Here is a 22759-nt window from a genome sequence, read left to right on the forward strand (position 1 = left end):
TTTTTTGTGCGCGGGCGTGCATCACGCAGTCTGCGGCTGCTTCCGCTGATCGACGAAGAATGCCTTGTCTTGGGCCACCCGGTCAGACGCTCTCGGCATATTGACTGACTGAGCGTCCTGCGGCTCGACGTACCAATAGCAATGGCTGACCGCCCGGGTGATGCCGACGTAGGCCAGCCGCAATATCTCGTCCTTCTGCGCCGCGTCATAGGGCTCACTGTCGCCAGCCTTGCCCAGGCCAGCCATGCGATACACCTGGTTTTTGTACGGAGAACTGGTCAGGTGCTGGCAGTCACCCAGCAGAAACACCGCATCGGCCTGCAGGCCCTTGGCACTGTGGTAAGTCAGTTGTTTCAGGCGTCGCGCTTCGTACGGCAAGCTCGAATCAACATTAACTACAGACTGAATATGCTGTTCAATCAATGACTTATCGCTGCCTCTTCGATACAGCATCAAGATTGAGTCGCCGCGATTGTAGTGTTCAGCCAGGCGCAGCCCCAAAGCCTGATCATCGCGTTCCAGCAAGCTCACCGGCTGCAAGGCCTTGGGGGCGCCGCTGGCTTTGGCTTTTTTGCCCGGGATTGCTGGCGCTGCGCGAACGATGTGTTCAGCGGCATCGATGATGTGTTGATGGCTGCGGTAATTGTCGCTGAGCATCACCCGTGTAGTGCCCGGTGAAGGGAATTCCTTGTTGAATTCCATGAAATAACTCGGTGAACTGCCACGCCAGCCGTAGATCGACTGCCAGTCATCGCCCACACACAGCAACGACGAACGCTGTGCGCCCCGCCCAACATGCATCGCCGGGCCACGACTGCGGATTTCCGCCAGACTGGCACGGATCCAGGAGACGATTTGCGGCGAAACGTCCTGAAACTCGTCAATCATCAAGTGCGACATGGGGCGCAGCAGCTCGTCACTGAGCAGTTTGAGGTTCTCTGGCGAATGTTCGCTGAACAGCGCAAACATCCGGTTATAGGTCATCACCGGCGGTTTCTGATCGAGCAAATGATCTTCCAGGGCACGCCAGAACAGGCTCAGCGCCTCAAAGAAGAACCGGTCTGGATCATCCTTGGCAAAACTCATCCGGCCGACAGCGTCCGGCACGTCCAGCCCGAGGTTTTCGATGAAGCCGGCCGCCGCGACAAAACAGTCCAGCAGCGGCGCTGAAACCAGCTCACCTTTGACCTTGTAATCGAAGCCTGGACCGGCGCTCGCGTCGCCCGCCAACGTCGACAACACCCGCTTCGAAGCCTCGTAACTATCCATCCAAATCAATGGCTTACGGCAGAAAGCTTGAAACAAGGTGCGCTTTACTGCCCACTCGGCACGCACCCCGAGCCTGGCGTTGGGTCGGCAGATCTGCGGGTTTTCCCGAGGATCAAACCCGAGCATCACCCAGGCATCGAGGCTGGGAATGTAGCCATGGCAATGAAAGGTCGAACCGTTGATCTCGAACGTTTGCCGGCTGGGCTCGATGCCTTTGATCGGCCAGGCACCTGCGCGAAACCACAAGTCTTCGATGGCATCGCACAGCTCTTCATCGCGCTTGGCCGCCAACTCCGTCACCGCCATGCGCTTTTGCACGTCCGGGTGATCGCGTTCCAGCTCCTTGAGCTGCAAACCCGCCTTGGCCAACGGCTGAATGAGCTGACGGAAACGCTCGTCTTCACTGAACAACCGGTGATAACAGGCATTGAGCTGGCGGCGCTGAGCGTCGTTGATCCGTAAATCGAACGGATTGCTGTCGACCTCTTCGTCAGCACCCTGAATTCGGTCGCTGAGGTTCTCGAACGCCTGCAAGCGCTCAAATCCCGGCAGACTGCGCACCATCGGCAGAATCCGCGAGTGAAAGGTGCGCACCAGTTCCCGCGCCTGTTTCAGGCTCAAGGCCAAGCCCCAGAGTGCAAACAGCTCGATCAGTTTGTTGATGAAATCCTTGCGCGACTCGCGGGTGAAGGTCACCACGGTCATCGAATCAAGTTCAAAGCCCAGGTAGTGAGTGAGCAACAGAAGCCTTAGCACCAGCGTCGTCGACTTGCCCGCTCCGGCACCGGCAATCACCGAGGTCGAAGGCGTATCACTGAAAATCATCTTCCATTGCGCGGCGCTTGGCTGGGCATGTTCGGGCAGCAAGCGCGCCACATCGGCCTTCATGCGTTTCTTCAGCTCGGCACTGAGGGGCAGGCGCCAGTCGTCGAACAAGTGATTGTCCACGCTCGGCGGACGATGTTCGGTGCTGCGACTGTCACGAATCAACAGCACTTGCCGGCCTTCCTCCAGGCCTTCGAGTTTGCCCTCTTTGAAGCCGTACTCCACGCCAGCGGTATGGCCACTTCGAAAGCCGTCTGCCTGACCGTGCAACCATGACGCGCGGTGTTGAGCGCGCAAGCGTGTCAGGCCGTGGCCGAAGAAACGCGCGGCGAGACGCTTGAACCATGGCATCTCGGCCAGTGGACGGAGTTCGGGAGGCAGATCGGGAGTGTGTTGCGCCACGCTGAGGGGCTCCAGTGTGTGAGGCTGTTGCGGCTATGGTGTCTTTATTTGCCCCTGAGTTCTAGCGAAATGCTTACAGCTCATTGGTTTAGGCGATGAAGTGAAAGTGGGGTGAGATCGTTTCGAACCCGCTTCTCATCAACGGATTCGATGAGAATGCCGCACTTTTTACGCTTTTTCTCGATGATTGACTGATGGATGATGCCCGTCATTAACCGACGGTCTCGCTTCGTGGCTCTGGCGTTGCGCCCCATGACGGACCTTTTGAGGAGACGATCATGCTTGAACTCAGACCTTTCAACACGCTGGGCGGCGCTCATCACGGCTGGCTGGATGCCCATCACCACTTTTCGTTCGCCGAATACTACGACCCGCAACGCATGAACTGGGGCAATCTGCGGGTGTGGAATGACGACGTGATCGCCGCCGGCACCGGGTTCCCGTTACACCCGCACCGCGACATGGAAATCATCACCTATGTGCGTGAAGGTGCGATTACTCACCAGGACAACCTTGGTAATAAGGGACGCACTGAAGCCGGCGACGTGCAGGTCATGAGCGCCGGTACCGGCATCGCACACAGCGAATACAACCTGGAAGACAAGGAGACCCGAATCTTTCAGATCTGGATTCTGCCGACGGAAACCGGGGCGCCGCCATCGTGGGGTGCCAAACCGTTCCCCAAAGGTCAGCGCGAAGGCTTTGTCACCCTGGCCAGCGGCAAGGATGGCGATGATCAGAGCTTGCGCATTCGCGCCGATGCGCGATTGGTTGCAGCCAATCTCAAGGCGGGAGAAACCGCTGAGTATCAACTGGATGCAGGACGCCGTGCGTATCTGGTGCCCGCCACCGGCCTGATTGAAGTCAATGGCTTGCGTGCGCAAGCTCGAGATGGCGTTGCCGTCGAGCAGGAGGCGGTACTGACGGTGACGGCACTCGAAGACAGCGAAATCGTTTTGGTGGATCTGGCTTAGATTGCGGGTATGAAAAAGGGTGACCAATTGGATCACCCTTTTTACACAGGATTTAACGGCTGCCAACCTTGTGGCGAGGGAGCTTGCTCCCGCTGGGGCGCGAAGCGTCCCTGTTTTGCGACCGCTTTGCAGCGGAGCGGGAGCGAGCTCGCTCGCCACAGTTTCTTTGGTGATTACTACTATTTCGTGGAAATAGCACCATCCACCAAGGTTTGCGCTTCAGCCACCAGCTGCTTTAGGTGGTCGTCGCCAATGAAGCTTTCAGCGTAGATCTTGTAGATGTCTTCGGTGCCCGAAGGACGCGCGGCGAACCAACCGTTTTCGGTCATCACCTTCAAACCGCCGATGGCCTGATCGTTGCCCGGCGCATGGCTGAGAATGCTCTGAATCTTCTCGCCCGCCAGTTCGGTCGACGTCACTTGCTCTGGCGACAGTTTGCTCAGCAGGGCTTTCTGCTCAGGGTTGGCCTTGGCATCGACGCGCACCGAGAACGGTTCGCCCAGCTCATCGGTCAGGGCGCGATAGGCCTGGCTTGGGTCACGACCGGTACGCGCGGTCATTTCAGCCGCCAGCAGAGCTGGAATCAGGCCGTCCTTGTCGGTACTCCAGACACCGCCATCCTTGCGCAGGAACGAAGCGCCGGCACTCTCCTCGCCACCAAAACCCAATGAGCCGTCGAACAGGCCATCGGCAAACCATTTGAAGCCGACCGGGACTTCATACAAGCGCCGACCCAGGCGCTTGGCCACACGATCAATCAGGCCACTACTGACCACGGTTTTACCCACGGCAGCGTCGGCGCGCCATTGCGGGCGGTTCTGGAACAGGTAATCGATGGATACCGCCAGATAGTTGTTCGGTGCCAGCAGACCACCCGACGGGGTGACGATGCCGTGACGATCGTGATCCGGGTCGCAGGCGAAGGCCACGTCGTAACGTTCCTTGAGGCCGATCAATCCTTGCATCGCATGGCTGGACGATGGGTCCATGCGAATCTGACCGTCCCAATCGACTGTCATGAAACGGAACGTCGAATCGACCTGTTTGTTAACAACGTCCAGATCAAGACGATAATGCTCGGCAATCGCCGACCAGTAACGCACCCCTGCTCCACCCAGCGGATCGACACCCAGGCGCAACTTGGCGCCACGAATGGCATCGAAGTCGATCACGTTGATCAGGTCGGCGACGTAGGTGTTGAGGTAGTCATGGCGGTGCGTGGTGCTCGCCTTGAGCGCCTGCTCGTAGCTGATGCGTTTGACACCCGCCAGCTTGTTGGCCAGCAGTTCGTTGGCCTTGGCTTCGATCCACTTGGTGATATGGGTGTCGGCCGGGCCGCCATTGGTAGGGTTGTATTTGTAGCCACCGCTTTGTGGCGGGTTGTGCGACGGCGTAATCACGATGCCATCGGCCAGACCCGAGGTGCGGCCACGGTTGTAGCAGAGAATCGCATGCGAAACCGCCGGCGTCGGCGTGTATTCGTCGCCTTCGGCGATCATCACGGTCACGCCGTTGGCCGCCAGCACCTCCAGCGCACTGGCTCCTGCCGGGGTCGACAGTGCGTGAGTGTCGATACCGACAAACAACGGGCCATCAATGCCCAGTGCTTCGCGATACAGGCAGATGGCCTGGCTGATCGCCAGAACGTGCCACTCATTGAAGCTCAGGTCAAAGGAGCTGCCCCGATGCCCGGAAGTACCAAACGCCACACGCTGGGTGGAAATAGAAGCATCCGGTTGGCCGGTGTAATAAGCCGTTACCAGTCGCGGGATATCGACCAACAATTCTGCCGGTGCCGGTTTGCCCGCAAAAGGACTGATAGTCATGCAAAACCTCTGAAATAGAGTGGTTCAGGAAATACAGCGCAGTTTACTGGCAGTTTGACCGCAGCGCGACGGGATCTATCCGACGCTTTCCAACGTTCATTCCACAGCAGCCAGTCGCAATGCATCCCCGAGCATTGCAATCGCTCCGCTCAAGCCGGTTTCCCCCTGATCCAGTAGGTTCAGACGCAGATGCCGACGGTGCAAACCCTGCAAACTGAACAGCGCCCCCGGCGCGATCAGAATCTGTTGTCTGAGCAGGCGCTGAAACACGTCGCGCATGTCCACCGGACGCCTTGCCCGCACCCAGACAGTCGCGCCGCCTTGCGGCTCAACGACCTGCAGTGCATCGCCCAAGCGTTCGCGCAGCAAATGGATCATGGGCGTTCGACGCTCCCTGAGCAGCCGGCGAAGGACATGCAGATGCTGATCGATCCGACCGTTTCCATACAGTCGAGCGATAGCCTTCTGGCGGATGGGCGACAGTCGGAACGAACGCATCAGAAAATGTCGCAGTAATTCGCTCTTCCATTGGCGCGACAACACGAACCCGTAAGGTGCTTCGATTCCGATGAATTTTTCGAACGTGGAGAAGACCAGCAGTCGATCTGGATCCAGCAAGTCACGCAGGCAATCGCCGTCCATGACTTCGCCAAGCTCACCATAACAATCGTTTTCCAGAACCCAGGCGCCGTGTTTGACAAGCAGCCCGGCGATGCGGCTGCGATTGCCTGCAGGAACCTGTGTGCCACGCGGCATACTCAACCCCGAAGAAAGCACCACCAACCTGACATGTTCAGTGTTGAGCAGCGCTTCCAGGCGTTGCGGTTCCAGACCGCCGCAGACCTGCAAGGGCAACTCGATTACGCGTACCTCTGCTGCCTGCAGCAGCCGCAGTATTACCCAGTCGCAGGGCGATTCGACCAGGACCGTTGCGTGTTTGAGCTGTAGAACGGCAACCAGAATTTCCAGCACCCCGCGCAGATCCGCACCAATGTAGACATCCTCCGCGTGCCAGCACTGCTGCGGTGAAGTGGTGTAGCGGGCTGCCACGACCGTGCGTAATTCAAACTCACCGCAAGGCTGATCAAGCGGCGTCGGTTGCCGGGGGTACTGCCGCAGCAGTTCGCGTTCGAGCAATAGCAACGGGCTGTCCAGCGATTGCACGGAGACCGGATCTTCGGCGCTCAACAGCCGCATTCCCGGGCGCCGCGCATTGACGTAGAGCGTTTCAAGCAGATCATTGCCAACGGCTGGAGAAGACAGATCCGCTAACGCCCGGGCGTAATAACCGGACTTGGCAACTGAATAGACCCGCCCTTCTTTCTCCAGCAACGAATAAGCATATTGAATGGTCGAAATCGACACATTCAGACGCTCTGCCAGCTGACGGAGCGACGGTAGCCTGGTGCTGTCATTACCGGCCGTCTCCGCCATCAATCGCATCAAGTAACGATAAACGGCCTGATAAGCGAAACCGGGCTCTCGTACCCCTTTCATGAGCCCGATACCGGGACGACAGTCGCTCTGAAGGATGAATCACTCACCTCAACGCTCCGCTGACCGGCCACCCACGCCGGTGTCGGCATTACCAGCATCCTCCGCCACGCCTCCTGCCGACCGGGCAGCACCACGGGCCGGCAGTGGCTCCATGGCGTAGAGATGCCCGATCAGCCTGATCGGCAGCCCGCTGACATCCGTCATCCATTGCAACACTTGCTCGGGGCCGTGCAACCCTTGCATGGCCCGGTGCAAATCGGGCAATGCCACCAACATGCCGGGATGACAACTGCGCAGAAACCGCTCAAGCCCGGCCCCCCGTTCGATGAACGGCGTGAACAGCAAACACACCCATTGCGCTTCGTTAAGACCGTAGGTCTGGTGCAGAGCTGTTGCCGCCTCTTCACGCAACTCCTCAGTCTGCTGTAACCCTAGCCTCGCGATCATCTGCTCACAAACCGGATCCGGCACTTGCATTTGCTGCATTCTTACCAGCGTGCGCTGAACATGTTCCGCAAAACCGCATTCATAACCGCTTCCGTCAATGAACTCGGCCTCAAGGCCGCGAAGATGAGCCTCAATCAAAGGATCGGCGTATTCACCTTCGCCCTGGTGAAATACCCACTCCTCCGCCTGAAACCCGAGAAACTCGCTAAGCAAAGGCCAGCGCTCCTCCAGTTTGCCCACCGCCATGTCGTGAATATCGACGAATGTAGTGCGACGGCAAGACTCGAATCCGTCCTCGGGACGCCAGCGCAATAACTGGGATTCGGCGTAAAGACCGCGATACAGATCCCCTCCCAGGCCGTCGAGAACCGCGAACAAGTCGTCGAATGAGACTGCATTGGATGGCAGAGCCTCCAGGCCGGCTTTCTGCACCGCTCGCGCGAGATCATTGATGAATTGCTTCTGGCGCCGCGGCGACTCACTGGCAACCCAGGCGTCAACACCATTGTTCCAGCGGGCAATCTGGCCGCAAAACTCGGCCCGCGCCAGGCAAACGTCGTCCCACAATTCAAGTGGCTCGTCCCTTGCCCGGCGATGCCCCATCATCAGAAGATTAATGCGATTGGCATCCGCACTGTCATTGTCGGGTGACTTCTGGTGATTGAACGGCAGTACTTGACGATGATCCACCATCAGCATTTCGACCCGGGGGTCATCATAAAGAAACAGTGCAGCAAAGCTGCGGTGCAGATTGTCGAGTGCGGCACCGCCCATGCTGCCGCTGCGCAGGACGGCGACACGCAACTGGAAGGTGGCGGGTGCGCGGCCGGCGATACTCAGCTGAGCGGCGCGCAACAACGCCAGGGTGTAGCAGCTGTCACGAGTACCGGACGGTGTCACCAGAACCTTGTAGTCCCCCATGCGTTCCGCTCCGCCAGCGGCGACCATCAGCCGCTGGATCAGCAACTGCAGCGCAGTCCGTTCGGCTCTGGAAAAGAAACTCAGCAAGCGTTGCAGTACTTGCTGGTAGACATAGTTCATTGCCTGATCATGGATCGTGCTCATCAGTACTTTACCCGGCGTAAAAAATTCGTATCGCACATCAGTGAAGACACTGGCGCAATAATTCATCAATAAGTAATAGACGATCAAATACTAACACTTATGATTTTGAAGTTATTTGAAACACTTGCACCTGAGAAGTCGACAATAACGCCACCCTAAGTGACGTAAACCCCTGCCAGCGCTGGGTTTTCCCTGGCAGAAAAACATCTGAGGAAACTTCTTACAGCGTCCCACGGACATTGAGTACAAGAAAAGCAGAACGATAATAGGAAAGACCCTACACCGATTAAACAGAAACCGGCATATCGCTCGCGAGATGAATTATTCAACACGGAATAGAAAACAGAATGCACAGACATGGCTCATTCCTTGAGATGAAAGTAATCATTCAATTATCAGGGCTTAGAGGGCGATTAAAAGATACAGATCGCGAGCAAAAACCGGTTCAGATGCACAGGCAGCCAGGCACTGAATCCGGCAACTGTTGTGATGGCAAGGGAGCAACACGCTGGAGTCCGTGGGGCCACGGACTCTGATCGGAGGGGGAGTTACGCGGGTTCGACCTGCAGGGCGACCCGCTCGCGGCATGGGCATTCGTCCATGTAACGATGCGCTTCAACGAACTCGTTGAACGGGAAGACCCGAGTCTTGAGCGGCAGCAATACGCGGTCGGCGGTGAGCTGGTTGATGTCACGCAGGGCCCGCTGCAAGGCGACGTGGTCCTGAGTGATACCGAGCTCGGGTTTGCCGGTGAAATTGCCGATGCAGTGCACAAAGAACTGGATGTTCTTCTGAAAGGCCGCACAGGCCGGAAATGGTGTCTGATTACCGCCTTGCAGGCCATACAAAACGAGGCTGCCACGCGGCGCAAGCACATCACCGAGCAACGACATCTGCGGGCCGCCAAGACCGTCAAAGACCACATCGACACCACGGTTGTCGGTGATTTTGTTGATTCGCATCAACAGATCTTCTTCCTCGGTGACGATGACTTTCTCGGCACCCAGCGACAGCAGGTATTCACGCTCATCTGCGGTTTTCGTCGCGGCAATCACCCTCACCCCCATGGCTTTGCCCAACTGGACAAAGGACGGACCGGCGCAATGGCTGGCGTCAGTGACCAGGGCAAACTGCCCGGGTTTGACCCGCGCCAGATCGGCATAGGCGAAATAGGCGATCAACAGCGGCGTGTAATGCACGCTGGCTTCGATCGGGCTGAGCACATCCGGATAGCGAGTCAGCGCGGTGCGCGGCAAAACAATCTGCTCGCCGTACACCGGGTAGTCGTTCGGGCTTTCGGCGGGAAAACTGGCCACCTTGTCGCCAACCGACAGGTCGTCGACACCGTCACCGATCGCGGTGACCACGCCGGCCATTTCATGGCCGAGACCGGACGGCAAGCGTGCCTGGGACGAGGCCAGGTTCTGACGCCAGAGAATGTCATACCAGCTGATGCCGATCGCTTCGACACGCACCTGCACTTCGCCAGGACCTGGCTGAGCGGCCGCATGCTCTTCGCATTTGAGCACCTCGGCCGGACCAAACTTGTGAAAACGGATCGTGCGGGACATCGCAAACCTCGTCAAAGTAACCTCTAATGCCCTGAACTCTATCTGGGCTTTTGACCCAAGACTATCAGTGGCTATTAATAGTCGACATGCCTGTCATTGATTCCGCAGTATGAACGGCATTGGCAAAATCGATGAAAAAATGCCGCAACCGGCTCGGTAAAGCTGAATTTAGCGGTGCAGAGTACCAGCCTTTCCCCGTAATATTCATGCCGGCCATTGTTCTCATATGGTCGCTCTCGTCAAGCTTGATGACTCTGCCAGGACTCCAGATGAATCGTAATGACCTGCGTCGTGTCGACCTGAACCTGTTGATCGTGTTCGAAACCCTGATGCACGAACGCAGCGTGACCCGCGCCGCCGAGAAGCTGTTTCTCGGCCAGCCGGCGATCAGTGCGGCGCTCTCGCGCCTGCGCAGCCTGTTCGATGACCCGTTGTTCGTGCGCACCGGACGCAGCATGGAACCGTCCGCACGCGCCGTGGAAATCTTCGCCCTGCTCTCGCCGGCACTCGACTCGATTTCCACCGCTGTCAGCCGCGCGGCGGAATTCGATCCGGCCACCAGCACCTCGGTATTTCGTATCGGCCTGTCCGATGACGTCGAGTTCGCCCTGCTGCCGATGCTGCTCAAGCGCCTGCGCGCCGAAGCACCGGGGATTGTCCTCGTCGTGCGCCGGGTCAACTACATATTGATGCCAAGCCTGCTGGCCTCCGGCGAAATTTCCATCGGTGTCAGCTACACCACCGACCTGCCGGCCAATGCCAAGCGCAAGGTCTTGCGGCGCAGCCAGCCGAAACTGCTGCGCGCCGACACGGTGCCCGGCCCACTGAGCCTCGACGACTACTGCGCCCGCCCCCATGCGCTGGTGTCGTTCGCCGGCGACCTCAGTGGCTTCATTGATGAAGAGCTGGAGAAACTCGGGCGCAAGCGCCACGTGGTGCTGGCCGTGCCGCAGTTCAACGGCTTGAGCACGTTGCTGGCCGGAACCGACATCGTCGCGACGGTGCCGGATTACACGGCGGATGCGCTGACGGCGGCGGGCGGTGTGCGCGCAGAAGATCCACCGTTGCCGACGCGCACGTTTGAGCTGCACATGGCCTGGCGTGGATCGCAGGACAACGATCCAGGGGAGCGCTGGTTGCGGTCGCGGATTCAGATGTTTTTTGGCGACCCTGAGAGTCTCTAGGCGTCGCCGGGCAGGCTGTTTGGCTGATCATTTCTGCCTTTTCATAGACCATGGAGATCCATCCACTTACAGAGAATTGCTACATTGGGGGCACATCTGAGGGCATGCTTTGGATGGTTTGAAAAGGATGCCCCCAACCTAAGGTTCGACAGCCCCTTCTCGGAAAAGGCATACGCTACTGCTCGCAACCACCATCGCACGAACTGTTTTGATCAGTAGCAATAGAGTGTAGGCTCTACTCTACTAGTCTCGATGTCTGTTCTAAACCGATTGTCGTAAGCAGTGATGACAGCTTTGGGTCGACATGAGTCAGTCGCCGTAGATGGCAGTCTAGCGATGCCGTTCAGTCGGCACAGGCAATGAGCGCGGAAATAATCCAGAGCTAAGTTAGAGCTGCTTCCAGAGCATACTGATCCACGATGTCGCCAGACTCGAAAATTCCTGTCTCTACGATTTTTTCTAGAGCATTTTCGATGTCCTGAAAACCCAATCTGACATTATTTACACACTCTGGCCCGTTAGCGGCCGTACCGAGTGACATTTGCACACGATCAAAGCGGAATACTTTGGGCCATAACCCATTGAAACTACTTGTTATAGTCATGGAATTGAAACAGTCAACTGTAACAAGTCCATGAGTTCGAATCCCACCGCCTCATCCGTATTTGATACGACAAAGCCATGATTATTCAGGGCTTTGTCGTTTGTGAGGTAAGCGATTGTAATCGCGGATTTCGTAAATCCTTTCCGCATGATTTGTTCGGTTTCCGCAACCAAAACTAACAACCGTGTCTACAGGATCGCTCGGTTGATCTTAATTGGAGGGTCGAATTTAACCGATTGGCATATCACGCCATAGACCTGACGGAACGAATACGATGCCGCTGATTAAAAGTCTGGCGGTGCGCATCAACCCGCAGTCCGCTATTTTCCCATCCTTTAACCCTACTTCAACAGTAAACTCGCCCGTCGGGTGTTCGATCGACAAGCGCTTCATATCACCTTCCTCCACAACTGCCATGCCCTCCGCAACACTGCCTTCAATTAGGCTGGCAGCAGCTACACTGACGGCGCCAAACACACCAATGCTGGTGTGGCATCGATGGGGAATGAAACTGCGTGTGCTGATGGCCCCACCTATTTGCGGTGGTGCAATCAAGCACATCTTCGGCACGTTGCGCTGGCTCACATCTCCCAGGTTCATACGTCGCCCCGCTTGCAGTCGAATGGACTCCAGACGCTGTTTCAGTGAAGCATTGACGTCGAGTTGCGCAGGACTCTCATAGCCACTGCAACCAAGCTCTTGCGCGTTGATCAGCACTACGGGCATGCCGTTATCGATGCAGGTCACTTCAACGCCGTCGATCACGTCCCGGGCGCTGCCGGTCGGCAACAGGGCGCCGCAACTGGCGCCAGCGATATCCTTGAATTCGACAATCAATGGTGCGGCCTGTCCTGGCACGCCGTCGATACGCGCGTCGCCGTCATAGCGCACCTCACCATCAGAGGTTGGTACATGGGCGATGGCGATCTGTCCGGTGTTTTCCATGTAGATCCGCACTGGGGTGACGTCGGCTATCGCCGCCACCAACCCGCGCTCGATGGCGAACGGGCCGACACCGGCGAGGATGTTTCCGCAGTTCTGACCGTAATCGATGCGCGGCTCATCCACCAGCACCTGGGCGAAAAGGTAATCGACATCTGCACCCGCGCGGCTTGACGGTCTGATGATCGCCACTTTGCTGGTCAGTGAATCACCACCGCCAATGCCGTCGATCTGCCGCGCATCCGGCGAGCCCATCACCGCCAGCAACACGCGGTCTCGCAGCGCAGGCTCTTGCGGTAAATCGTCGGCCAGAAAGTAAGCGCCTTTCGACGTACCGCCGCGCATCAACAGACAGGGAATGCGGGTCTGCGCCATGCTCAGTCTCCCAGCTCTTCAAGATTGTCGACGTAACGCAAACCCTTTTCCGCCAAGCGCGCGCGCATGTTGTAGATGTCCAGACCCAGTTCGCCCTTGGCCAAGCGCAAGGCCTTCTGTTCCTCCAGGTCGGCCCGGGCGCGACTGGCTTCGACGACTTGCTGCACCTCGGTACGTCGCACGATCACAACACCATCGTCATCCGCAACCACCACATCACCCGGGTGCACCAGTTGCCCGCCGCACACCAGCGGCAGGTTGACCGAGCCCAGGGTTTCTTTGATTGTGCCTTGGGGGCTGATGGCGCGGGACCAGACCGGGAAGCCCATTTCGCGCAGGGTGTGGGTGTCGCGCACGCCCGCATCAATTACCAGCGCCCGAACGCCGTGAGCCTTGAGCGAGGTGGCCAAAAGGTCGCCGAAGTAGCCGTCTGTGCAAGGTGAACTCGGCGCGACCACCAGAATATCACCGGGCCGGCATTGTTCGACGGCCACATGGAACATCCAGTTGTCGCCCGGAGCGACGAGTACCGTGATGGCTGAACCACTGATTACCGAGCCTTGTTGAATTGGTCTGATCGAAGCCGCGAACAGTCCTTTGCGGCCTTGTGCTTCATGAATAGTCGCCACCCCGAAGCGATTCAACTCATCGACCAGCGCCGCTTCGGCCCGCTGAATATTGCGCACGACAACGCCAGTCTTGCCGATATGTTCGCTCATCCCAGATTCTCCGTGACACGCGGGAAAATACTCTGATAACCCTCGCCATAGACGATGTTGCGGGTTGAGGTGATCCCGACATTACGTTTGGCTTGCACACCGCGCTGCAGGGCAACGCGCGTGTAGTACTCCCACAAATGTTCCTGACCGGCCATGCACTGGATGGCCGCGTACTTCTTGTCCCAGACCTCCGTGATGTCGAGCAATACATCGGGGCGCCATTCGCATTGCTCGGGCTGGTGCGGCTCGAAACTGTAGACCGGCGGTGCGCCGACGATTTTCTCACCCGGTTTATAGCCTTCGGCCTGGGCGATGATGCGCGCCTCCTGCGTCAGGTTCATGGCCAGCGGGTGATCGTAGTTGTACGGGTCCTTGAGCGAGTGACTGAGGACGAACTCCGGTTGCACCCGGCGGAACACATCGGCAAGGCGGAACAAGGTTTCCTTGTCGGCGCGCATCGGGTAATCGCCGATATCGAAGAACTCGACACTGGCCCCGAGAATATCGGCGGCGGCCTGAGCCTCTTCGCGACGTGCGGCTTTGACCTTGTCTTCGCTCATCTCGCCCTTGCGCCACAGCTTGGCGGATTCGCCGCGCTCACCGAACGACAGGCAGACAATGTGAACGTGGTAACCCTGCTGGGCATGCAGAGCGATGGCGCCACCGGCACGCCAGACAAAATCGGCTGAGTGGGCGCTGACGACCAGCGCGTTTTTGGTTGAATCGATCATTGCGGATTCTCCTTTAGCGTTGCGAAAGAGCATCGCATCGCACCCCGCCGACGGAGTAATGCGTTCGAGTGTTCGAGGTATGCGTTTTTTTTATTGCCACTCGAAAATATCGGCGGCATAGTCGTCGAATTCGCCGACCCGCAGAGCCCTTGTCCATGGAAAACCTTGAACTGCCGAGCCTGATGCACGTGCGCGCCTTCGTCCGCGTGGCTGATCACGGCAGCGTCTCCAAGGCTTCAGTCGCGCTGTACCGGGCGCAATCGGTGGTCACCCGCTCCATTTCCGAATTCGAAGAACGGCTGGGCGTAATGCTGTTCGAGCGCCATGCCAACGGTATGCGTCTGACCAATTTCGGAGAGCGTTTGCTGCCCCGAGCGCGACGGGTGCTGGCGGAGCTTGGGAGCGTGCCTACATTGCTCGGCCTAGGCGAAAAAGCCGCGATTGAACCGCTTTATCTGTTCCAGGCGCGACGCCTGCAAGTGTTCATCAAACTCTGTGAAACCCACCATATGCAGACCGTGGCCAGTCTGCTGGGCCTGAGCCAACCGGCCGTCAGTTCGACGCTGAAAGTGCTGGAAAACGGCTGCGGCCAATCGCTGTTCGAGCGCACGCCACGCGGCTTGCAGCCGACCCGCGCCAGTCATGACATCCTGTTTGCAATCCGCCGTGCGCTGAACGAGTTGCGCCATATCGACACCGATATCACCGCCCTTCGCGGCGCCTTGCACGGTGTTGTGCACGTCGGTGCCCTGCCCCTCGGCCGCACGCGCATTCTGCCCGAGGCCATCGTGCGCCTGATGGCAGAGCATCCCGGCATTCAAGTGATCACCAATGAAAGTCCCTTCGACCTGCTGGCGACCGAGTTGCGTGCCGGCGATGTGGATTTCATTTTGGGTGCGCTGCGTTCATCGACCTATGCCAGCGACCTGGTCGGCGAGTCACTGCTGACGGAAGAAATGGTCGTGCTTGCGCGGCGTGATCATCCGCTCTGCGGCAACGGCGATTTGCAGAATCATCTGGGCAACGCGCGCTGGGTATTGCCTCGTGCTGGCTCACCGGCGCGGACGATGCTCGAGGAATGCTTCGCCGGTTTCGGCATTCCGGCGCCTTCCCCGGTGGTGGAAAGCGCCGACATGGCGATCATTCGCGGACTGTTGTTACGCTCGGACATGCTCGCGGCCGTTTCAGCGCATCAACTGGAACAGGAAATCACTAGCGGCGAGTTGTGCATTTTGCCGCTGGAGTTGAAACAGACCGCCAGAGCCATTGGCCTGACCTACCGCAGCGGCTGCCTGCACTCACCGGTGGCGCAGGCGTTGATGGAAATGATCCGCCAGGTGATCCAGGCACAGGCCGCTGAGGCGCTTAAAGCAGGTTCAACGGATAGCTGATGATCAAGCGATTCTCGTCGAACTCATTGCTGCTGTAATCGCGGCGAATGCTCGAGTTGCGCCAGCGCAGGTTGAGGTTCTTCAACGCACCGCTTTGCAGTGTGTAGCCCAACTCGGATTCGCGCCCCCATTCCTTACCGTCGGTGACGGCCCCGCTGTGCACGTCGTCGCCGCTGATGTAACGGTTCATCAGGGTCAGACCGGGCACGCCGAGTACGGCGAAATTGTAGTCATGGCGTAGTTGCCAGGATTTCTCCCGCGCATTGTCGTAGCTGTTGTTGTAGCTGTCGTTGGCCAAGGTTCCGCCGCTGGTGCCGTTGACGCGCATCCAGGCATCATCGCCGCTGAGCTTTTGCAAACCGAGGTAAAACGTGTTGCCGCCGTAGCGTGCCGACAGCAATGCCGAGAACGTGCGGTTGTCCAGATCGCCTGCGCGGGCACTGCCATCCTCGCGACCCCAGAAGTAGCCAAGATTGGCGCCCAGCGTCCAGTCACCCAGTGGTTGGCTATGAACCAGTTGCAGATACTGTTGCTGATAGATGTCCTTTAGCTGAGCATTCCACACGCCGATCATCGTGCGCTTTTCGTTGAACGCGTATTCGCCGCCGACGAAGTTGAAACGGTCAGAGGTAAACGCGGTTTTGCCCTGCATGAACATGTCTTCCATGCTTGAATCGTTGCGCGGACTATTCTGCCGGAACTGACCGCCATACAAGGTCAACCCGGCGATATCCTGTGAAGTGACCTGACCGCCACGAAAGGTTTGTGGCAATGAGCGACCGTCGTCGGAACGCAATATCGGCAACACTGGCATCCACTCGCCGAGCTTGATTTCGGTCTTGCCGATTTTCATTTTCCCGGCGACAGCCAGGCGCCCAAATTGATCGGCAGGTCGGCCATCACTGTCCAGCGGCAGCAATTGCGTGCCTCCCGTGCCTTGCCCGCCGTCAAGCTTCAGCGAATACAGGCCCAGCACATCCACACCAAATCCGACTGCACCTTGGGTGAATCCAGAGCGGAAATCGAGAATGAAATTCTGCGTCCATTCCTCGGCTTTGCCCTGCGCATTGGCCGGGTTGGTGAAGTTGCGATTGATGTAGAAGTTGCGCAGGTTGAGATTGGCCCTGGCGTCTTCCACAAAGCCTGCAGCGCTCGCCTCGACAGGCAGAGCACAAACGGCGGACAGCGTGAAGACTACGCGTGTATTGGCGGTGATTTTCATTGTTATTGTTATCCATTTTTTTGGGATGAAGCAGTCCGCTACGCCCGCATGAGCCGGGCGCAGTGAAGTCATTCAAGGGTGTTGCGAAGCGGCCCGGAGCGAGCCGCCGATGACGCCGTGTCGTTAGTGTGGGGCCTTGCCCGCTACCGAATAGAGCACCTGCTGATTACGGGTTTTCATGAATTCCTCGAGGCTTTGTCCGCGCATTGCCGCGTATATCTGCAGATTCGGCACCCCGACCACGGCAGCGAGTTTTTCCAGCACGAAAAAAATCGCCCCGTAGTGAATCAATCCGCGCCAGTCGCGGCGTCGCAGCAGATCCCGCTCTTCATCGCTCAGCCCTGCTTGATCGAACAGCGCTTCGGGTTGGTCGAGGAAACACTGACGCCAGTGCGGCTCGATCATGCGATGCAAAAACTTGTTCAACCGATAGCCCTTGGCGCTGCGTTCCAGGGTGAACGGATAGGTGCCTGCGAGCCTCTCGATACCCGCCAACTGATGCTGCATGTGCAGCAAGTGCCGCGTGTTGACGTCGACGGGAACGGGCCGATCCTGATTTTCCAGCAGCAGTGTGGCAATGCCGGTCATCGACGGCAGGTAGTAATCCTGGTGCAGGTTTTTCACCGTGGCCGACAGCGCGCCGCGCATGATCAGCCAGGTGATCACTTCCGAACCTTCCATGCCCCCCAGCGCGGCGTACTCGGCGTGGGTCATTTCGGTCAGCCGCTCGGGATCATTGACCAACAGATCAATGAACTGCTGGTCCCACTCCGGGTTGTTGAAACCACAGCGCTCGCCGTGCACCTGGTGGGAAACACCGCCGGTCGCGACGATGGCCACTTTCAGATCCTCGGGGTAGCTTTCAATCGCCCGGCGCAGCGCCTGGCCCAACTTGTAGCAACGCCGCGCACTCGGCACCGGGAACTGCAACACGCCAACCTGCAGCGGCACGATCTCCACCGGCCAGTCCGGCTCGCACGGCAACAGCGCCGACATCGGCGAGAAGAAGCCATGGTCGAGCGGTTTGTCGCGGAAGAAACTCATGTCGAATTCATCCGCCACCAGGCTCTCGCCGATGTGCCGCGACAGCGCCGCATGACCAGCGATCCCCGGTAACTCACGTGGATTGCCGCCCTCATCGGCGACTTCGTAGCGATCATCGACACCGAGGGAAAAGGCACCATAGTGATCAAAGAAAAACGACGTCACGTGGTCATTGAAGATATAGAACAGCACATCCGGTTGCTGCTCCTTCAGCCACACCTTGATCGGCTCAAAGCCACGGAAGATCGGCGCCCAGGCGGCCTCATGCTGCTTATCGTGATCGACTGCAAAGCCGATGGTCGGGGTGTGAGATACAGCGAGGCCACCAATGATGCGTGCCATAACGAGTTCCTTTATTGAAAAGATTAATGCGCCAGCAAGGCCCGACTGACTCGGCGCCGTGCATGACCGTTGGCCAGGATCGCCAGTGCAGCGATAAAGGCAGGCACGCTCAACAGGGCAAACAGCAGCGGCAACCCCAACCCGAGGCTGAGCACCGCGCCACCGATGAGCGAACCAAAGATAGCCCCGAAGCGGCCGATACCCAGCATCCAGCTGACGCCCGTGGCGCGGCAGTCCGTCGAGTAGTAACCGGGTGCGAAAGCATTGAGGCCGGTTTGCGCGCCGCTCATACAGAAACCTGCCGCCACCACGCCGAATGCCAGCAGGCCCGATTCAAGGCTGAAGGCGCCCAGCAGCAGAATGAAAGCGCCACCCAGAGCGTAAGACGTGGCAATCACCGCGTTCGGATTTCGCCGGTCCATCGCCCACCCAACCACGATGGCGCCGACAGTACCGCCAATCTGGAACAGTCCGGTGATGGTCGCGGCCCGTTCGATGGACAGCCCACCTTCACGCAGCAGGGTCGGCATCCAGCCCATGGTTAGGTAGATCACCAGCAACCCCATGAAGTAAGTTGCCCACAAGGCGAGAGTGCCGAAACGATAGTGATCGGTGAAGAGCAAGCGCAGCGGTGCTTTTTGCTGAGTCTGCGGTTCGGCAATGACGAATTTCGTCGCTGCGCTGAACGTGCCCCCCAGCTTGTTCAGCACCTTGGCAATCTGGCTGGCGGGCGCGTTGCGTGCGGCGAGAAAACGCGCCGACTCAGGCAGCAACAGCCACATCAAGGGCAGCAGCAACATCGGCAGAATCCCGCCGGCGAGCAACACCGACTGCCAGCCGTGATGGGGAATCAACCACGCAGCGAGAAATCCGCCCAACCCCGACCCCATATTGAATCCGGTGAACATGATCGTGATGAACAGTGACCGATTGCGTTCCGGCAGATACTCGGAAAGCAGTGTGGTGGTGTTTGGCAATGCTGCGCCCAGCGCCACACCGGTCAGCAGACGCAAGGCAGCCAGCTCGTAGGGATTACGTGCAAAGGCGCATGCAAGGCTTAGCACGCTGAAGCCAGTCACCGCCGTCAGTAGTACTTTTTTGCGGCCGATTCGGTCGGCGTAAGGGCCAGCGGTCAGCGCACCGATCGCCAGCCCAATCATGCCCGCGCTCATCACCGGGCCAAACGCCGCTTTCGAAAGCCCCCACTCTTGAATCAGCGAGGGGGCAATAAATCCCATCACCGCGACGTCGAAGCCATCGAAAAGCACTATGAAAAAACATAAACCCATAATCAGCCACTGGTACGGCACCAGTTTTCGGTTGTCAATCCACGCTTTGATATCCACCCTTTCACTACTCATGCTCTCACCTTCTTATTTTTGTAGAAGTCCCGACGGACGAGGCCTGTAATTGGACCGTCCACGCTAAACGATGGAGGTGACTGTAAAGCCGCAGGTATACCGCTCGCCTCTGGGAAATTATTAACCGGGTATCGATTTTTCTTATCGGGGAATCAACAGAGATAAACAGAGCGTGGTAGAGCGGGGGTGATGATTGCGGCACGAGCAGCCGCTAGTAGGAGATGCATCGTCAATAGCTGCTCCGTATTCGGTATACGGAGCAGCTCAAAACTAAAGCAATTTATTGTGCGGCCTTGATCGCCGCCAGCAACTGCCTGCCAGCCTTACCAGCATCGGCGGACTTGTCATTCATGAAGTGGGTCACGACATCGAACACAGCGCCCTGCACCGCCTGAGAAGTCGACATGTTGAATGCCATGCTCGGAGCGAGTGAACCAGTCTTCTCGGCAGCAGCGAAATCCTTTGCAGAGGCTTGTGCACAGCTATCGAATCGACTCATGTCCAAACCCTTGATGACGGGTATTGACCCCTTGTTTTGATTGAAAACATATTGAAACGACGGCTCCAGCGCTACTTTGGCCAGGTCGTTGCGGGCTGCAATATTGCCAGGGGTGTCATTCTTCGAGGCAAGTTTGAACATCGCCAGTGAATCAATGGTATAGCTGTAAGCACCCTGCGAGCCGGGAAATGGCACACAAATGTAATCTGTATCGGCAAACTTGCCCGCCGCGCTCCACTCACTTTTCGCCCAGTCCCCCATGATTTGCATGCCTGCTTTGCCATTGATGACCTTGGCTGTTTCCAGATTCCAGTCTTGACCGTTGCCATCGGGATCCAGATAACTCTGTATTCTTCGCAGCGCATTGAATACTTCAATCATTTTCGGCCCGGTGAAAACACTGTCGTCGACATCAATAAAGGCCTTCTTGAAACCATCAACGCCCATCACGCTCAACACGAGGTTTTCGAAGATTGTCGTGTCCTGCCAGGCCTGACCGCCATGTGCGATAGCTATGAACCCTGCCGCCTTGAGCTTATCCCCAGCAGCATAAAGTTCATCAAGAGTGGTCGGCACATCGGAGATACCCGCCTGCTTCAGAACGACAGGGTTAAGCCAAAGCCAATTGATGCGATGAATATTCACCGGTACCGCAACGTAATGCCCCTCGTACTTCATTATTTGGGCGACGGACTCGGGAAGCAGGCTGTCCCAGTTATTCGCCTTGGCGACGTCGTCAATGCTGGCAAGAAGATCGAGGCGACCCCATTCCTGAATATCTGGCGCTTTTATCTGCGCGGCGGTGGGAGGATTGCCCGATACAGCACGGGTTTTCAGCACAGTCATGGCCGCACTGCCTCCGCCGCCAGCGACTGCACTGTCCTGCCAAGTGAATCCATCTTTCTCGATGATTTTCTTCAAAACTTCCACCGATTTGGCCTCGCCCCCGGAGGTCCAATAGTGAACGACTTCAACGTTTCCCTTGGTTTCAGCGGCCTGAATCACAAGAGGAAATAAAGCGGCAAGAGAAACCATGGCTGCAAGGCGGTTCATTGAGTTCATGTCAGTACCTTATTGTTTTTTTATCGAGGTAGTGGGCTATTCGCTCAGTCTCACGCAATCATTCGAGCCCCAGACCGGCACGTCCGAGCGCGTTCAGACGCTCCAAGGTGAAACGACCTTCCCAAGTTGTTTCATAGTCTTCCCGAGGAAAATCGTCGGGTGATGCACCCTGCGCGAATGCCCTGAACACATCCTTGGCGTAACGCAGGTTTTTTTGACACATAGGTGCAGCCGGAACGTACATAACATTGCCCCAGCCTTGTTGATTTGCCACGGGTGCGACACTGTGAATTACATCGCAATGCCACCACACCGAATCGCCCGCACGGACATCCGGAATCGGACTCAGCCCTTCGAACAGCAGTGGATGCCACTGTCGGGACACCGGAAGTACCTTGCCCGGCGCAACCCCGCACAGCTCATCCTCAGGTACATCGTCCAGCAGTGGCCGCAGCAGCATGTAAACCATCGCCTTGGGGATCGGCAAGGTATGCAGTACCCCCTGATCGGCGTTCATATCCGATAACGCGGTCCAGCCTTGAAACGTGCGGAACGCAGAGCACTTGACCGTATCTTTGTAGGCGTACTCATCAACTTCAGTACGGAAGGCTGCGTCCCAAGGGTCGTAGGCGCTGAAATCGTTGCTGTAAATTTTGTCGAATACCTTCAGGTAGGCTGGGTGCAGCCATCGCTCCAAGGCGCCCGAGTCGGTGTGTGGCCCGAGACCTTTTGAATGTGTTCCCGGAGGTCGACGCCGTACTCGATCCGGGTATAGGGCATTGATATCAGGGTTGAACCATTGCCGCCCTTGAGAATGGATCTTCCAAAGACGATTCAGAAAAGATTGTGCGGCCCCCATGCGCTCATCCTGACGCAACTGCATCTGCGACTCCGACCAATAGATCGGAAAAATTTCTGGACGCGATGCCTCCAGGCTTCCGAAAAACTGGTCCGCTGGACCACGATAAATTGCATCGAAGTGATTGCGGTCAAGGTAATCCAAAAGCCTCTCGTCCCACCCCAAAACCTGCTCTCGAGGAAAATGGTTTCTGAGCACGACGCAACCACGCCGCTTGATTAGCGCCAACTGGTCCGCACTCACTTTCCCGACCGCGATATCCTCGAACTCAAGGATCGGCCAAGCCGAACCGGTTAGCGCCTCCTGCGCCTTGATTGAGTCGATTTCAGCAACGATGAATTCGCTAACTTGTTCAAACAAAGATTCAACGTCGCCGATCTGCGCGCGCAAGGCGCGCTTCATTTTGACGATGCTGTCTCGATAATCTTGCGGAAGCGTTTCGCTTTCGAAGGCACGGTATTTACTCATGGGAACTACCTGCTGTTTTTGTTATTCATGCAGGTATGGAACCACTTTTAAATAAGCACACGGCAGCCTCATTTGAAGCG

16 protein-coding genes are annotated in these 22759 nt (G+C 57.6%); 3 read left to right on the forward strand and 13 right to left on the reverse strand.

The annotated features are described in order from the left end of the window. Positions 1-21: 21 nt before the first annotated feature. Positions 22-2496 carry a UvrD-helicase domain-containing protein gene (locus OC71_RS03435; RefSeq protein WP_041064197.1) on the reverse strand — a complete coding sequence of 825 codons (2475 nt, stop codon included), beginning with the start codon at positions 2494-2496 and terminating at the stop codon, positions 22-24. Positions 2497-2774: 278 nt separating this feature from the next. On the opposite strand from OC71_RS03435, the gene OC71_RS03440 reads away from it, so the two are divergent. After that, positions 2775-3470 (forward strand): pirin family protein, encoded by a 696-nt coding sequence (locus OC71_RS03440; protein WP_041064200.1) that lies wholly within the window; start codon positions 2775-2777, stop codon positions 3468-3470. A gap of 179 nt (positions 3471-3649) precedes the next feature. Here OC71_RS03440 and pgm read toward each other — a convergent pair whose 3' ends face one another. The 4 genes from pgm to OC71_RS03460 form a co-directional block, all read right to left on the reverse strand. Next, complete coding sequence (pgm, locus tag OC71_RS03445; protein WP_041064203.1) at positions 3650-5296, reverse strand: phosphoglucomutase (alpha-D-glucose-1,6-bisphosphate-dependent); 1647 nt, start codon at positions 5294-5296, stop codon at positions 3650-3652. Positions 5297-5392: 96 nt separating this feature from the next. Further along, the gene (locus tag OC71_RS03450) at positions 5393-6793 is read right to left on the reverse strand and encodes a GntR family transcriptional regulator (RefSeq protein WP_041064206.1); all 1401 of its coding nucleotides are present in this window, start codon (positions 6791-6793) and stop codon (positions 5393-5395) included. 48 nt (positions 6794-6841) lie between these two features. After that, a complete protein-coding gene (locus OC71_RS03455) occupies positions 6842-8305 on the reverse strand; it encodes a hypothetical protein (RefSeq protein ID WP_041064209.1) in 1464 nt (487 codons plus the stop codon). A 548-nt stretch (positions 8306-8853) separates the two neighbouring features. Beyond that, positions 8854-9876 (reverse strand): zinc-dependent alcohol dehydrogenase family protein, encoded by a 1023-nt coding sequence (locus OC71_RS03460; RefSeq protein ID WP_041064212.1) that lies wholly within the window; start codon positions 9874-9876, stop codon positions 8854-8856. Between the two features lie 269 nt (positions 9877-10145). Here OC71_RS03460 and OC71_RS03465 point away from each other — a divergent pair, with 269 nt between their 5' ends. Beyond that, positions 10146-11060: a LysR family transcriptional regulator gene (locus OC71_RS03465; protein ID WP_041064215.1), complete on the forward strand. Its 915-nt coding sequence runs from the start codon at positions 10146-10148 to the stop codon at positions 11058-11060. An 832-nt stretch (positions 11061-11892) separates the two neighbouring features. On the opposite strand, the gene OC71_RS03470 is transcribed toward OC71_RS03465, so the two are convergent. From OC71_RS03470 to galB, 3 genes are read right to left on the reverse strand one after another with little or no spacing between them, the layout of a single operon-like run. After that, on the reverse strand, positions 11893-12981 hold the full coding sequence (locus OC71_RS03470; protein WP_041064218.1) for a 4-oxalomesaconate tautomerase: 1089 nt from the start codon (positions 12979-12981) through the stop codon (positions 11893-11895). Positions 12982-12983: 2 nt separating this feature from the next. After that, positions 12984-13700, reverse strand: coding sequence for a 4-carboxy-4-hydroxy-2-oxoadipate aldolase/oxaloacetate decarboxylase (locus OC71_RS03475; RefSeq protein ID WP_041064221.1), 717 nt, complete (start codon positions 13698-13700; stop codon positions 12984-12986). Further along, positions 13697-14431 (reverse strand): 4-oxalmesaconate hydratase, encoded by a 735-nt coding sequence (gene galB / locus OC71_RS03480; protein WP_041064224.1) that lies wholly within the window; start codon positions 14429-14431, stop codon positions 13697-13699. Before galB ends, OC71_RS03475 begins: the two co-directional genes overlap by 4 nt. A gap of 155 nt (positions 14432-14586) precedes the next feature. On the opposite strand from galB, the gene OC71_RS03485 reads away from it, so the two are divergent. Then, a complete protein-coding gene (locus tag OC71_RS03485; RefSeq protein ID WP_041064227.1) occupies positions 14587-15822 on the forward strand; it encodes a LysR family transcriptional regulator in 1236 nt (411 codons plus the stop codon). Here OC71_RS03485 and OC71_RS03490 read toward each other — a convergent pair. The 5 genes from OC71_RS03490 to OC71_RS03510 all read right to left on the reverse strand — a co-directional run bounded on the left by OC71_RS03490 (position 15797) and on the right by OC71_RS03510 (position 22679). After that, positions 15797-17044 carry an OprD family porin gene (locus OC71_RS03490; protein ID WP_041064230.1) on the reverse strand — a complete coding sequence of 416 codons (1248 nt, stop codon included), beginning with the start codon at positions 17042-17044 and terminating at the stop codon, positions 15797-15799. The two genes, OC71_RS03485 and OC71_RS03490, sit on opposite strands and share 26 nt — an antisense overlap. 123 nt (positions 17045-17167) lie before the next feature. Continuing rightward, positions 17168-18430, reverse strand: coding sequence for a gallate dioxygenase (locus tag OC71_RS03495; RefSeq protein ID WP_041064233.1), 1263 nt, complete (start codon positions 18428-18430; stop codon positions 17168-17170). Positions 18431-18453: 23 nt separating this feature from the next. Further along, complete coding sequence (locus tag OC71_RS03500; protein ID WP_041064238.1) at positions 18454-19791, reverse strand: aromatic acid/H+ symport family MFS transporter; 1338 nt, start codon at positions 19789-19791, stop codon at positions 18454-18456. A gap of 280 nt (positions 19792-20071) precedes the next feature. After that, positions 20072-21352: an ABC transporter substrate-binding protein gene (locus OC71_RS03505; protein WP_041064242.1), complete on the reverse strand. Its 1281-nt coding sequence runs from the start codon at positions 21350-21352 to the stop codon at positions 20072-20074. Between the two features lie 58 nt (positions 21353-21410). After that, a complete protein-coding gene (locus tag OC71_RS03510; protein ID WP_041064245.1) occupies positions 21411-22679 on the reverse strand; it encodes a DUF1479 domain-containing protein in 1269 nt (422 codons plus the stop codon). Positions 22680-22759: the final 80 nt, after the last annotated feature.

It is taken from the genome of Pseudomonas sp. W15Feb9B, assembly GCF_000828175.1.
Classification (GTDB): Bacteria; Pseudomonadota; Gammaproteobacteria; order Pseudomonadales; family Pseudomonadaceae; genus Aquipseudomonas; species Aquipseudomonas parakoreensis.

Coding starts and splice junctions, on each gene's coding strand:
- OC71_RS03440 (WP_041064200.1), top strand. CDS start 2,775: ATGCTTGAACTCAGACCTTTCAACACGCTGGGCGGCGCTCATCACGGC.
- pgm (WP_041064203.1), bottom strand. CDS start 5,296: ATGACTATCAGTCCTTTTGCGGGCAAACCGGCACCGGCAGAATTGTTG.
- OC71_RS03450 (WP_041064206.1), bottom strand. CDS start 6,793: ATGAAAGGGGTACGAGAGCCCGGTTTCGCTTATCAGGCCGTTTATCGT.
- OC71_RS03455 (WP_041064209.1), bottom strand. CDS start 8,305: ATGAGCACGATCCATGATCAGGCAATGAACTATGTCTACCAGCAAGTA.
- OC71_RS03460 (WP_041064212.1), bottom strand. CDS start 9,876: ATGTCCCGCACGATCCGTTTTCACAAGTTTGGTCCGGCCGAGGTGCTC.
- OC71_RS03465 (WP_041064215.1), top strand. CDS start 10,146: ATGAATCGTAATGACCTGCGTCGTGTCGACCTGAACCTGTTGATCGTG.
- OC71_RS03470 (WP_041064218.1), bottom strand. CDS start 12,981: ATGGCGCAGACCCGCATTCCCTGTCTGTTGATGCGCGGCGGTACGTCG.
- OC71_RS03475 (WP_041064221.1), bottom strand. CDS start 13,700: ATGAGCGAACATATCGGCAAGACTGGCGTTGTCGTGCGCAATATTCAG.
- galB (WP_041064224.1), bottom strand. CDS start 14,431: ATGATCGATTCAACCAAAAACGCGCTGGTCGTCAGCGCCCACTCAGCC.
- OC71_RS03485 (WP_041064227.1), top strand. CDS start 14,587: ATGGAAAACCTTGAACTGCCGAGCCTGATGCACGTGCGCGCCTTCGTC.
- OC71_RS03490 (WP_041064230.1), bottom strand. CDS start 17,044: ATGAAAATCACCGCCAATACACGCGTAGTCTTCACGCTGTCCGCCGTT.
- OC71_RS03495 (WP_041064233.1), bottom strand. CDS start 18,430: ATGGCACGCATCATTGGTGGCCTCGCTGTATCTCACACCCCGACCATC.
- OC71_RS03500 (WP_041064238.1), bottom strand. CDS start 19,791: ATGAGTAGTGAAAGGGTGGATATCAAAGCGTGGATTGACAACCGAAAA.
- OC71_RS03505 (WP_041064242.1), bottom strand. CDS start 21,352: ATGAACTCAATGAACCGCCTTGCAGCCATGGTTTCTCTTGCCGCTTTA.
- OC71_RS03510 (WP_041064245.1), bottom strand. CDS start 22,679: ATGAGTAAATACCGTGCCTTCGAAAGCGAAACGCTTCCGCAAGATTAT.